Origin of the sequence: Burkholderia sp. BCC1208 (assembly GCF_902833095.1) — a bacterium.
GTDB lineage: Bacteria > Pseudomonadota > Gammaproteobacteria > Burkholderiales > Burkholderiaceae > Burkholderia.
Map to the genome: position 1 here is coordinate 137123 of NZ_CADFDY010000014.1, position 13012 is coordinate 150134.

A 13012-nucleotide genomic window follows, 5' to 3' on the forward strand; every position below is an offset into this window, starting at 1 on the left:
ACGGACGACGACCCGGATGCTTGTGTCGAGACGGCGGCCCGCCGGGCCACCCGGCCCGATCGCGCGGAGGCATTGACGGCGGCATGCGCGACGGCAATGGCCGTGATGCGCGATATTCACTGCCGGTTCGGCAGCCAATGGAAGACCTGTTATGTACACACATGGATTTACATCGAAGCCCGCATCGTATAATGTACATACACTGTACATCCGAGCGGAGATCGACATGCATACTACGAGGGTATTCCGGAACGGCAACTCGCAGGCCGTGCGAATTCCTGCCGACCTGGCCTATGAACGCAGCGATATCGAACTGGAAATCGAGCGCGTCGGTGACGAAATCCGCATTCGGCCGATGCGGCGGCCTTTGACCCGCGTACTGGAGAAATTCGCGAAATTCGGGCCGGACTTCATGGCCGAAGGGCGCGGCGACCACGAGCAGGCCGAACGCGAGGGCTTGTGATGCCGCGCTTCATGCTCGACACCAACATGTGCATTTATCTGATGAAGCATCAGCCGGAGCAGGTCGCGAAACGATTTGCGCAATGCTACACAGGCGACGTCGTCATGTCGGCGATCACGTATGCGGAGCTCGAGTACGGCGTGACCGCATGTGCGAGCCCGGCCCGTGAGCGCCGCAATCTCGCCGCGTTGATCGAGGATATTCCCGTCGCGCCTTTCGACGCCGCGGCCGCGCAAGCGTACGGTCCGGTCCGCGAGGCCACCCGCGAGCGGAAGAAGGATCACCTCGACAAACTGATCGCCGCGCATGCGGTGTCGCTCGATGTCGTCCTCGTCACCAACAACGAGCGGGATTTCGTCAGCTATCCGAGGTTGCGACTGGAGAACTGGCTGAACGACTAGCATCGGGCGCCATGCCCGGCGGCAAGGCAGGGTGTCGATCCACCCCGCGCCGCCGCCGGGGCCGGCATCAGCACTCGACGATATTCACCGCGAGCCCGCCGCGCGACGTTTCCTTGTACTTCGTCTTCATGTCGGCGCCCGTCTCGCGCATCGTCTTGATCACCGAGTCGAGCGACACGTAGTGCGAGCCGTCGCCGCGCAGCGCCATGCGCGCCGCGTTGACGGCCTTCACCGACGCCATCGCGTTGCGCTCGATGCACGGAATCTGCACCATCCCGCCCACCGGGTCGCAGGTCAGGCCGAGGTTGTGTTCCATCCCGATCTCGGCCGCGTTCTCGACCTGCTGCGGCGTGCCGCCGAGCACGGCTGCGAGCGCGCCGGCCGCCATCGAGCAGGCGACGCCGACCTCGCCCTGGCAACCGACTTCCGCGCCCGAGATCGACGCGTTGAGCTTGTAGAGAATGCCGATCGCGGCGGCCGTCAGCAGGAAGTCGATCACACCCTGTTCGTTCGCGCCGGGCGTGAAGCGCGTGTAGTAATGCAGCACGGCCGGGATGATGCCGGCCGCGCCGTTGGTCGGCGCGGTGACGACGCGGCCGCCGGCCGCGTTTTCCTCATTGACCGCGATCGCGTACAGGTTGATCCAGTCGATCATCGACAGCGGATCCTGCAGCGCGCGCTCCGGGCTGCCCGTCAGCGTGCGGTACAGCTGCGGCGCGCGGCGCTTGACCTGGAACGGGCCGGGCAGGTTGCCGTCGGCATCGGGATTGCCGATCCCGCAGCCGCGCGACACGCACGACTGCATCACGGCCCAGATCTTCAGCAGCCCGTCGCGCGTTTCCTCCTCGGTGTGCCATGCGCGCTCGTTTTCCCACATCAGCTGCGCGATCGACTTGCCGGTCGATGCGGTCAGCGCGAGCAGCTCCGCGCCGGTGCGAAACGGGTGCGTCATCTGCTCGGCCGCGCTCAGTACCTTGGTGTTCGGCGCGCCGGCCGTCACGACGAAGCCGCCGCCGACCGACAGGTAAGTGCGCTCGACCAGCACCGCGCCGTTCGCGTCGGACGCGCGCAGCTTCATCCCGTTCGGATGTTCGGGCAGCGCCTGGCGGTAGAACGCGATGTTCTCCTTCAGCACGAACGGCACCGGATGCGTGCCGAGCAGCGCGAGCTGCTTCGACTTGCGGACGTCTTCGAGCCGCGCATCGATCGTGTCGGGATTCACGGTGTCGGGCGCGTCGCCGAGCAGGCCGAGCATCACGCCGCGGTCGGTGCCGTGGCCCTTGCCGGTGGCGCCGAGCGAGCCGTACAGCTCGACCTTCACGTGGGCCGTCGCGTCGAGCATCCCGTCGCGCTCGAGGCCCTGGACGAACATCAGCGCCGCGCGCATCGGTCCGACCGTGTGCGAACTGGACGGACCGATGCCGATCTTGAAGAGGTCAAATACGCTGACTGCCATTTCGATACCTGCCTTGCGATAAGAATGAGGCTAGCGCGCCTGCAATGGCAGGCACGCGGCGAGCCATGCGGGCGGCGTTGGGGAAAGCTGCTGCGCGACGCGGGCGTAGCGCCCGTCGAGCCGCGCGGCCAGATGAAAGAGTTCGGTGGCGTTTTTCGGGTCCCACTGCCCCGTGTAACCCGGCAGGCCGGCCTCGCGGCGCTTCGCGTCGAATGGCACCGGCGAATTCACGAATTCCTCGTGCGTTTTCTCGCCGAGCGCATACGGCACGAGCCAGTCGAGCGCGGCCGCGAGCGTCGCGCCGTTCGCGCCGCGCTCGCGCAGCCAGTTGCGGTTGAAGCGGCGCGCGGCGAGCGCGGCCGTCACCAGCGGCTGCAAATCGTAGACCGCGTAATGCAGCGCATCGCGTTCCTCGAAATCCCAGGTCTTGCCGTCCGGGCCGATGTTGTCGGCGAGATGCTCGACGAACAGCCGCTGCGCGGCGTTCATCATCTTGCGGTCGCCGAGCGTGAACGCGGACAGCGCGATCAGCTTGATCCGGTGGCTCTGCCAGTTGTTGCGCCAGGTGCCGGCGAGCGGACGCTTCTGCGCGTCGACCTGCGCGACATAGCCGGCGCCGAGCTTCGCGATGAACGCGGCCGTCGCGTTGCGCGTTTTCACCGGCAGCGCGCTCGCGGTCATGTCGTACGCGACGATCAGGCTCTCGAAGCGCGTCTCGTCGATCGGGTTGAAGCTCGGCTGATAGGTCGAGACCCACGCGGACAGGAAGCGGTCGACGAGTTGCAGGTAGCGCGGCGCGTTCGTCACGCGCCACGCGAGCGCCGCGTCGCGCATCAGGTCCATGTCCTTGAGCGCGGCGGCGCTCTGGTCGTAGATGCCTTCGTGCGGCAGCGTGCCCTCGGTATGCACGCGCGGCATCGCCTTCGGCTGCTCGCCGATGCGCGCGTCGACGCTGCGGATCAGCGCCTGCACGCCCGGCTCGGCCTGCGTCGTCTCGCTCGCCTGCAGCGCCGGCGCCGCGCAGAAATTCATCGCTGCGTGCGCACGGCCGGACACGCCGAGGCCGGCGGCGGCCAGCGACAGCGACGCGACGAGCATCGGCACGTAGCGGCCGGCGCGCGTGCGCGGCCGCTCTGTTGCACCATGGCCCGGAAACATCGGACGCACCATGCGGAACTCCTTCATTGGCTGGATCGCGTGTGATGTTAGCCGGATTGGCGGACGAACGCGCACCGGTTCGAGCGGCGAAAGCAAAAACCGCACGCAACATGGCGTTGCGTGCGGTGCGATCACCATCGGTCGGCTCCGGGCCTGACGCGCGTTATGCGTAGTCCGACATCGGCACGCACGAGCAGAACAGGTTGCGGTCGCCGTACGCGTTGTCCGCGCGGCCGACCGGCGGCCAGTACTTGTTCGTGCCGAGCGAGGCGACCGGGTACGCGGCCTGCTCGCGCGAGTACGCGTGCGGCCATTCGTTCGCGGTGACGACGGCGGCGGTGTGCGGCGCGTGACGCAGCGGGTTGTCCTCGCGATCGGCGCGGCCTTCCTCGACCGCGCGGATTTCCTCGCGGATCGCGATCATCGCGGCGATGAAGCGGTCGAGTTCTTCCTGCGATTCCGACTCGGTCGGCTCGACCATCAGCGTGCCCGGCACCGGGAAGCTCATCGTCGGCGCGTGGAAGCCGTAGTCCATCAGGCGCTTCGCGACGTCGTCGACGCTGATGCCGCTCGATTCCTTGATCGGACGCAGGTCGAGAATGCACTCGTGCGCGACCAGCCCGCCCGGGCCCGAATACAGCACCGGGTAGTGCGGCGCGAGGCGCTTCGCGATGTAGTTCGCGTTGAGGATCGCGGTTTCGGTGGCGGCGGTCAGGTTCTTCGCGCCCATCATCGCGATGTACATCCACGAGATCGGCAGGATCGACGCCGAGCCGTACGGCGCGGCCGACACCGCGCCGATGCCGTCTTCCGCGCGTGCGTAGCCGGTCGAGCGCTGGTTCGGCAGGAACTTCGCGAGGTGCGCGCCGACCGCGACCGGGCCGACGCCCGGGCCGCCGCCGCCGTGCGGGATGCAGAAGGTCTTGTGCAGGTTCAGGTGAGACACGTCGCCGCCGAACTGTCCCGGCGCGGTCAGGCCGACCATCGCGTTCATGTTCGCGCCGTCGACGTACACCTGGCCGCCGTGCGCATGGACGATCTCGCAGATCTCGCGGACGTTCTGCTCGAACACGCCGTGCGTCGACGGATACGTGATCATGATCGCCGCAAGGTTCTTCGAGTGCTGCTCGGCCTTCGCCTTCAGATCGGCGATGTCGACGTTGCCCTGCGCGTCGCACGCGACGACCACGACCTTCATGCCGGCCATGTGCGCGGACGCCGGGTTCGTGCCGTGCGCGGATGCCGGGATCAGGCACACGTCGCGATGGGCTTCGCCGCGCGACGCGTGGTACGCGTGGATGATCAGGAGGCCCGCGTACTCGCCCTGCGAGCCCGCGTTCGGTTGCAGCGACACGGCCGCGTAGCCGGTGGCCGCGACGAGCATCTGTTCGAGCTGGTCGATCATCTCGCGGTAGCCGACGGTCTGCTCGGCCGGCGCGAACGGGTGGATGCCGCCGAACTCGGGCCACGTGACGGGCAGCATTTCCGACGTCGCGTTCAGCTTCATCGTGCACGAGCCGAGCGGAATCATCGAGCGGTCGAGCGCGAGATCCTTGTCCGACAGGCTGCGCAGGTAGCGCAGCATTTCGGTTTCGGAATGGTGGCGGTTGAACACGTGGTGCGTCAGGTACGCGCTCGTGCGCTCGAGGCCGGCCGGCAGTGCGGCGACGCCGGCAAGGCCCGCGTCCAGCGCATCGACGGCCGGCGCGGTGCCGCCCGCGGCCTGCGCGAACACGTCGAGAAGATCGGCGAGGTCGTCGCGCGTCGTCGTTTCGTCGACCGATACGCCGACCTGCGTGTCGCTCACGCGGCGCAGGTTGATGCGCTTGCCCTTCGCGAATTCGTGGACCTGCGCGGTGCGCGCGCCGGTGTCGATCGTCAGCGTGTCGAAGAACGTGTCGTTGACGGTCGCGAAGCCGAGCTGTTTCACGCCGGCGGCCAACAGCGCCGCGATGCGGTTCACGCGCAGCGCGATCGTCTTCAGGCCGTGCGGGCCGTGGTAGACCGCGTACATGCTGGCCATGATCGCGAGGAGCGCCTGTGCGGTACACACGTTCGACGTCGCCTTCTCGCGGCGGATGTGCTGTTCGCGCGTCTGCAGCGCGAGGCGCAGCGCGGGCTTGCCCTGCGCGTCGACCGTTACGCCGACGAGGCGGCCCGGCATCTGGCGCTTGAATTCGTCACGCACCGCGAGATACGCGGCGTGCGGGCCGCCGAAGCCCATCGGCACGCCGAAGCGCTGCGTGTTGCCGATCGCGACGTCCGCGCCCCATTCGCCGGGCGGCGTCAGCACGGTGAGCGCGAGCAGGTCGGCCGCGACGACCACGTGGCCGCCGGCCGCGTGGATCGCTTCGGTGAGCGCGCGGTAGTCGCGCACGTCGCCGTTCACGCCCGGGTACTGCAGCAGCACGCCGAACGCGTTTGCCTGCGCGGCATCGGCGGCCGGGCCCGTCTTGACCTCGATGCCGACCGGCAGCGCGCGCGTGCGGATCACTTCGAGCGTCTGCGGCAGCACGTCGTCGGCCACGTAGAACACGTTCGACGCGGGCTTGCCGGTGCGCTGCAGCAGCGTCATCGCTTCGGCCGCGGCGGTGGCTTCGTCGAGCAGCGATGCATTCGAGATCGCGAGGCCCGTGAGGTCGGCCACCATCTGCTGGAAGTTCAGGAGCGCCTCGAGGCGGCCCTGGGAAATTTCGGGCTGGTACGGCGTGTAGGCCGTGTACCACGCCGGGTTTTCGAGCACGTTGCGCAGGATCACGGCCGGCGTGTGCGTGTCGTGGTAGCCCTGGCCGATATACGAGCGGAACACCTGGTTCTTGTCCGCGAGCGCACGCAGCGCGGCGAGGGCTTCGGCCTCGCTCTTCGGCTGCGCGAACGGGCCGAGCGGCAGCGTTTCGGCGCGGCGGATCGAGGCCGGGATCACGGCGTCGATCAGGGCGGCGCGCGACGCGAAGCCGAGCGTGTCGAGCATGGCCTGCTGGCTGGCGGCGTCGGGGCCGATGTGGCGTTCGGCGAACGCGTCGTGCGTTTCGAGCGCGGCGAGCGAGAGGGGCGTGCGGTTCATCAGGCGGTCCGGGTGTTCGAGCTTCATGGCGTGACTCTGGTCCCGCGCGGGGTAGCTGCCCCGCGCGGTTCGGTAAGGAAGTTAGTCGATCAGCTTGGTGTAGGCGGCAGCGTCGATCAGCTTGTCGGTCGATGCGCCGGACGCGAGCTTGATCTTGAAGAGCCACACGCCGTACGCGTCGCTGTTCACGCCTTCCGGTGCATCGGCGGCTGCTTCGTTGACGGCGACGATCTCGCCGGACACCGGCGAGTAGATGTCGGATGCCGCCTTCACCGATTCGACGACGCCAACCGCGTCGCCCGCGTTCACCGACTTGCCGACTTCGGGCAGTTCGAGGAAGACGATGTCGCCGAGCGTGCTCTGCGCGTGATCGGTGATGCCGACCGTCAGCGTGCCGTCTGACTCGGTGCGGATCCACTCATGTTCTTCGGTGTATTTCAGATCGGCCGGGACGTTGCTCATCGGATGCTCCTGGATAAAAGGGTGTGATTCGTTCTGCTGGCGCGCCGCCGGGGCGTGCCGGATGTGGTTTGCGCCGGGCGCCATCTCCCGGCTTCCCGGGAGGAGGCCCCCCGGCCGTTACGCAGCGAGGACCTTGCCGTTGCGCACGAACGGCAGTTTTACCACGCGCGCGGGAAGATTCTTGTCGCGAATTTGCACCTGAACGGTGTCGCCGATCTGGACGGCCGCCGGCACGCGCGCGAACGCGATCGATTCCTGCATCGACGGCGAGAACGTGCCGCTCGTGATCTCGCCTTCACCGTGCGGCGTGACGACTTTCTGGTGTGCGCGAAGCACGCCGCCCGCCTTGCCGTTTTCCTTCTGCAGGATTAGGCCGACGAACGCGGCGCGTGTGCCGTTGGCTTCCAGTGCGGCGCGGCCGACGAAGTCGCGCGGCGCGGTGAGGTCGACCGTCCATGCGAGGCCCGCGTCGAGCGGGGAGACGGTGTCGTCCATGTCCTGGCCGTACAGGTTCATGCCGGCTTCGAGGCGCAGCGTGTCGCGCGCGCCGAGCCCGCACGGACGCACGCCGTTTTGCCGCAGGGCATTCCACAGCGCCTCGACGTGCACGGCCGGGACGATCACTTCGAAGCCGTCTTCGCCGGTATAGCCGGTGCGCGCGACCGTGAGATCGCCGAACGGCGTGGCGGCGACCTGCGCGGCGTTGAACGGCTTGAGCTCGCTGGTGGCGGCGCGTGCGGACGGCACCGTCGCCCAGACCTTTTCGCGGGCGTTCGGACCCTGGACGGCGACGATCGCGAAATCGCGGCGCGGTGCAATGGTCAGGCCGTAGCCGCCTTGCTCGTTCAGCTGGTTGAACCACGCGATGTCTTTCTCGGCGGTACCGGCGTTGACGACCACGCGGAAGAATTCTTCGGTGAAGTAATAGACGATCAGATCGTCGATGACGCCGCCCTGCGGGTTGAGCAGGCACGAGTAGAGCGCCTTGCCGGGCGTCTTGAGCTTGCCGACGTGGTTCGCGATCGCATGTTCGAAGAACGCGCGCACGCGGGTGCCGGTGAAATCGACCACGCACATGTGCGACACGTCGAACATGCCGGCGTCGGTGCGCACGGCGGCGTGTTCTTCGATCTGCGAGCCGTAGTTGACGGGCATGTCCCAGCCGCCGAAGTCGACCATGCGGGCATTGAGCGCGCGGTGCGCGGCGTTGAGCGGGGTGTGATTCAGTGCAGTCATCGAGGCCTCAGGCAAGCGCTTGCGCGCGGATCAGAACGGCCATGTGCCGACCGCCGCGGCCGATGGCCTCGAGCGATCCGGTACATGCCCCTCTGTCCTCGATACCTGAGAGATTGCGCTGCGGGCGAAGCCCGGCGAACGCGCGCCCCTTCGGTGGGCAGCTTGCCCGCGCAGCCGATGCGCTGCGGGCTACTGCCGCTCTCCAGAGTGCGGGGAGAGTATTGCCCGCGCACTGCGCGGACGCGATCCCCGACGCGGTCGGTCCTTTTGCCTGAGAGTTTGCGGGTGTGCCCCTTCGGCGGCGCAACCGGTGTCGGAACACCCGGTCACACGCTCTCCCGACGCGTGCGGGCGACTGTACGCGAGCGGGTGGGCATTGTCAATTTGGGCAAAAGAATGTCGCTTCGCGACAAGCGGCGGCAACCGGCGCCGCCGCTTCATCCGCTCCGGCAGGCGCAGGCGCGTTACTCGCCGATCGCGCGTGCGGCCGTGTCGAGTTCCTGGTTCAGCACCCGCTGCTCGTCGCCGGACAGGCCGCCGTTGTGCTGGGCCGACATGTCGTTCGCTTCCTGGCGGATCACGTCGAGGCGGTGGTGCAGCTGCGCACCATACGGCGGCGGATAGTAGCCACCGTTCACGCGCGCGTCGATCCGGCGGTGCAGGTTGTCGATCCGGCCCTGGACCTCCTGCATGCGGTCATTCGCCACGACCTGCGGATTCGGCCGGGGCGGCGGCGCCTGCCGGGCCGGCCGCTGCGGCTGCACGATACAGGCCGCGAGCGAGGAAACCAGGACGCAGCATGCCGCTGCGCGAATCAACCGTTGCATCGAATTCTCCTGACGGATGGGTGTCGGATCGACTTTTTGAGAAACGCGTCAGACCGGATGAGCGCTGACTTTCGTTCCCGCACCATTTGTAACGGAATGTTGGCGGCCGTGCCGGCGGGGCGGCGGCCGGCAGACGCTGCGCCGCCGCCGCACGTGGCGCGGGTTGGCGGCCGGCGCGGCGCCGACCCGGCCGGCGGCAACCATTAGACGATGCGGCGCACGAACGGCACTCGGCGGCCGTCGTGCTCGCTCTGCGCGGCGAGCTCGATGATCGTCATCACGTCGACCGCGTCCTGCGCGGTGATGGGGAACGGCGCGCCGTCGCGGATCGACGCGGCGAGCGCGCGGTAGAACTCCGCGTACTGGCCGTCGAGCGTCGGCACCGGACGTTCGACCTCGACGTCGCCGTCGAGCACGCGCAGCAGGCCGGGCGGATTGCCGCCGCCGAATTCGACGTCGTCCGCGGTGAGGCCGGCCTTGAGCTGGTCTTCCTGCGTGTCGAGCCCGAATTTCTGGTAGCTGCCGCGCGTGCCGTGCAACGTGAAGCGCGCGGGCTCGATCGCCGACAGCGCGCTCGCATGCAGCGCGACGTCCTTGTCCGGATAGCCGAGCAGCAGGTGCACGAAATCGGGCGCCGTGCCGTTGTCGCGGCGCGTCTTGACGGTGGCGCTCACAGTTTCCGGCGTGCCGAACAGCGCGAGCGCCTGATCGATCAGGTGCGGACCGAGGTCGAGCAGCAGGCCGCCGCCGCGGGCCGGCTCCTCGCGCCAGCGCGTGCGCGGCGTCGGCCGGAAGCGGTCGAAGTGCGACGCGAAGCAGGTGAGGCGGCCGAGCTCGCCCGATTCGACGATCCGGCGCACGGTGAGGAAATCGCCGTCCCAGCGGCGGTTGTGGAACGGCGCGAACAGCCGGCTGCGCGCGTTCGCGAGCCGCGCGAGCGCGAGCGCCTCGTCGGCGGTGAGCGTGACGGGCTTGTCGACGACCACGTGGCGGCCGGCTTCGAGCACCTGGCGCGCGAGCGTGAAATGCGTGTCGTTCGGCGTGGCGATTACCACGCATTCGATATCGTCGAGGCCGAGCAGCGTGTCGAGGTCGGCGACGATGCGCGCACCCGGATATGCGGCGTGCGCGCGATCGGACTGACTCGTCGCGATCGCGGCGACTTCAGTGCGGCCGCTCGTGGCGATCACGGGCGCGTGGAAGGTCGCGCCGGCGAAACCGAAACCCATCAAACCAATCCTGAGCAATGACGACATGGCAATTCCTGGCTGCGAAGGAAACTAAAGGATGGCGCGCCGAAACGGCACGAAGACGACCGGCTATTTTGGCATGGCGCCGCCGCTTGCACAGACGCGTCGGGCGAAACGCACGAAGCGATGCGGCGTTTGCGCAAGGAATGCCGGCATTTTGCGGGGGACGGCAGCCGCGGCATGACGCGGCGCACGTAGCGCCCTGCACGAACAGCGGCGGGCCGAGGGCGGCGGTGGCGAGCGGGTATCCCATGAGATCGATCCGGTGACGGTTCAGTGGCGCCGGGGAGTACGTATTGTGTCCGATCGCAGCGCGGAAGGGACCGGATTGGCCGAACGGACAGGCACGACTACGGCGAACGGACAGGGGGCGCCCGCCCGGCAAGCCTGCGCGCCCCGGTCCGGCGGCGTGCCCGAAATACACGCCGCCGACGTGTTAACATGCGCGTCCTGCCCGCGTGTCCGTCTGCTTCGCCAGCTTGCCGCGCACGGCATCCTCCCGGCGTTCCGCCGTCAACCGCAACACCATCCGCCATCATGTCCGCAGGCCTCAATCCCGCTCAGAATGAAGCGGTGCGCTACCTCGACGGTCCCTGCCTCGTGCTCGCCGGCGCGGGCAGCGGCAAGACCCGCGTGATCACGCAGAAGATCGCGCATCTGATCGAAGCAAAAGGCTTCGAGCCGCGCCATATCGCCGCCGTCACGTTCACGAACAAGGCCGCCGCCGAAATGCGCGAGCGCGTGTCGAAGCTGCTGGAAGGCAAGACGCTCACCACGCCCGGCAAGGAAGGCCGCAAGGTGCCCGTCAACCAGCTCACCGTCTGCACGTTCCATTCGCTCGGCGTGCAGATCCTGCGGCAGGAGGCCGAGCACGTCGGCCTGAAGCCGCAGTTCTCGATCATGGATTCGGACGACTGCTTCGGGATGATCCAGGAGCAGCTCGGCACGACCGACAAGGGGCTGATCCGCAAGGTCCAGAGCATCATCTCGCTGTGGAAGAACGGCCTGATCATGCCCGACGAGGCGATGGCGATCGCGGCCAACGAGGATGAACACCAGGCGGCGCTGGTCTACCGCAACTACGTGGCGACGCTGCACGCGTACCAGGCGGTCGACTTCGACGACCTGATCCGCCTGCCCGCCGAGCTGTTCGCGAAGAACGAGCAGGTACGCGACCGCTGGCAGAACAAGCTGCGCTACCTGCTGATCGACGAGTACCAGGACACCAATGCGTGCCAGTACGAGCTGCTGAAGCAGCTCGCGGGCCCGCGCGCCGCGTTTACGGCGGTCGGCGACGACGACCAGGCGATCTACGGCTGGCGCGGCGCGACGCTGGAGAACCTCGCGCAGCTCGGCAAGGATTTCCCGAAGCTGCACGTGATCAAGCTCGAGCAGAACTACCGGTCGACGGTGCGGATCCTGACCGCCGCCAACAACGTGATCGCGAACAACCCGAAGCTGTTCGAGAAGAAGCTGTGGTCCGAGCACGGGATGGGCGATTCGATCACCGTCACGCCGTGCAACGACGAGGAACACGAGGCCGAATCGGTCGTGTTCCGGCTGTCCGCGCACAAGTTCGAGCGGCGCGCGCAGTTCCGCGACTACGCGATCCTGTACCGCGGCAACTTCCAGGCGCGGATTTTCGAGCAGGTGCTGCGGCGCGAGCGGATTCCGTACGTGCTGTCGGGCGGCCAGTCGTTCTTCGACAAGGCCGAGATCAAGGATCTGTGCGCGTACCTGCGGCTGATCGCGAACGCCGACGACGATCCCGCGTTCATCCGCGCGGTCACGACGCCGCGCCGCGGCATCGGCAACACGACGCTCGAGGCGCTCGGCTCGTTCGCGGGGCAGGCGAAGGTGTCGCTGTTCGAGGCCGTATACATGGGCGGGATCGAGGCGCGGCTGTCGGCGCGCCAGGTCGAGCCGCTGCGAATGTTCTGCGACTTCATCCAGCGCCTGACCGAGCGCGCGGACAAGGAACCCGCGACCGTCGTGCTCGACGACATGATGGAGGCGATCCACTACGAGGCGTACCTGTACGACGCGTTCGACGAGCGGCAGGCGCAGTCGAAGTGGCAGAACGTGCTCGAATTCCTCGAATGGCTGAAGCGCAAGGGCACGAAGCCCGAGAAAGAGGCCGTCGACGGCGAGGCCGAAGGCTTCCACAACGCGGACGGGCTCGCCGATACGGGCAAGAACCTGCTCGGCCTGATTCAGACCGTCGCGCTGATGTCGATGCTCGAGGGCAAGGACGAGGATCCGGACGCCGTGCGGCTGTCGACCGTCCATGCGTCGAAGGGGCTCGAGTATCCGCACGTGTTCCTGGTCGGCGTCGAGGAAGGCATCATGCCGCACCGCGGCGGCAGCGAGGACGACGGCCCGATCGACAACGAGCGGATCGAGGAGGAGCGACGGCTGATGTATGTCGCGATCACCCGCGCGCAGCGCAGCCTGCACCTGAACTGGTGCAAGAAGCGCAAGCGGGCGCGGGAGACGGTCGTGTGCGAACCGTCGCGGTTCATTCCGGAGATGGGGCTCGACGACGCGCCGCCGCCGACGCCGGAAGAGGCGCCGATGTCGCCGAAGGACCGGCTCGCGAGCCTGAAGGCGTTGCTGCAAAAGTGACGCGGCGGCGCCGCCGCGAGCACGACGGCGCGACGAACCGGCAACACGAAAACGAAACCCCCGCGATGCG

At 67.8% G+C, this 13012-nt stretch carries 10 protein-coding genes and 2 riboswitches; of the genes, 3 read left to right on the forward strand and 7 right to left on the reverse strand.

The annotated features are described in order from the left end of the window. The first annotated feature begins 226 nt into the window (after nt 1-226). Nucleotides 227-463, forward strand: a complete 237-nt coding sequence (vapB, locus tag HWX09_RS31065) for a type II toxin-antitoxin system VapB family antitoxin (RefSeq protein WP_027783197.1) — start codon at nt 227-229, stop codon at nt 461-463. After that, nucleotides 463-864: a type II toxin-antitoxin system VapC family toxin gene (locus HWX09_RS31070; protein ID WP_027783198.1), complete on the forward strand. Its 402-nt coding sequence runs from the start codon at nt 463-465 to the stop codon at nt 862-864. Before vapB ends, HWX09_RS31070 begins: the two co-directional genes overlap by 1 nt. A 67-nt stretch (nt 865-931) precedes the next feature. Here the strand turns inward: HWX09_RS31070 and HWX09_RS31075 are convergent, their stop codons facing one another. The 7 genes from HWX09_RS31075 to HWX09_RS31105 all read right to left on the reverse strand — a co-directional run bounded on the left by HWX09_RS31075 (nt 932) and on the right by HWX09_RS31105 (nt 10323). Beyond that, nucleotides 932-2320, reverse strand: coding sequence for an L-serine ammonia-lyase (locus tag HWX09_RS31075; RefSeq protein WP_027783199.1), 1389 nt, complete (start codon nt 2318-2320; stop codon nt 932-934). Between the two features lie 30 nt (nt 2321-2350). Next, nucleotides 2351-3490 carry an alginate lyase family protein gene (locus tag HWX09_RS31080; RefSeq protein WP_027783200.1) on the reverse strand — a complete coding sequence of 380 codons (1140 nt, stop codon included), beginning with the start codon at nt 3488-3490 and terminating at the stop codon, nt 2351-2353. Nucleotides 3491-3641: 151 nt separating this feature from the next. After that, nucleotides 3642-6569, reverse strand: coding sequence for an aminomethyl-transferring glycine dehydrogenase (gene gcvP, locus HWX09_RS31085; protein ID WP_027783201.1), 2928 nt, complete (start codon nt 6567-6569; stop codon nt 3642-3644). Between the two features lie 54 nt (nt 6570-6623). Continuing rightward, the gene (gene gcvH, locus HWX09_RS31090; protein WP_027783202.1) at nt 6624-7004 is read right to left on the reverse strand and encodes a glycine cleavage system protein GcvH; all 381 of its coding nucleotides are present in this window, start codon (nt 7002-7004) and stop codon (nt 6624-6626) included. A gap of 117 nt (nt 7005-7121) precedes the next feature. Continuing rightward, nucleotides 7122-8240: a glycine cleavage system aminomethyltransferase GcvT gene (gcvT, locus tag HWX09_RS31095; RefSeq protein WP_027783203.1), complete on the reverse strand. Its 1119-nt coding sequence runs from the start codon at nt 8238-8240 to the stop codon at nt 7122-7124. Nucleotides 8241-8322: 82 nt separating this feature from the next. Further along, nucleotides 8323-8456, reverse strand: a riboswitch (glycine riboswitch). 33 nt (nt 8457-8489) lie between these two features. Then, nucleotides 8490-8591: riboswitch (glycine riboswitch) on the reverse strand. 113 nt (nt 8592-8704) lie between these two features. Continuing rightward, nucleotides 8705-9067, reverse strand: a complete 363-nt coding sequence (locus HWX09_RS31100) for a hypothetical protein (protein WP_006485676.1) — start codon at nt 9065-9067, stop codon at nt 8705-8707. A 203-nt stretch (nt 9068-9270) separates the two neighbouring features. Further along, a complete protein-coding gene (locus HWX09_RS31105) occupies nt 9271-10323 on the reverse strand; it encodes an oxidoreductase (protein ID WP_027783204.1) in 1053 nt (350 codons plus the stop codon). Between the two features lie 531 nt (nt 10324-10854). Between HWX09_RS31105 and HWX09_RS31110 the strand changes: the two genes are divergently transcribed. Next, nucleotides 10855-12942 carry a UvrD-helicase domain-containing protein gene (locus tag HWX09_RS31110; RefSeq protein ID WP_027783205.1) on the forward strand — a complete coding sequence of 696 codons (2088 nt, stop codon included), beginning with the start codon at nt 10855-10857 and terminating at the stop codon, nt 12940-12942. The last annotated feature ends 70 nt before the right edge of the window (nt 12943-13012 follow it).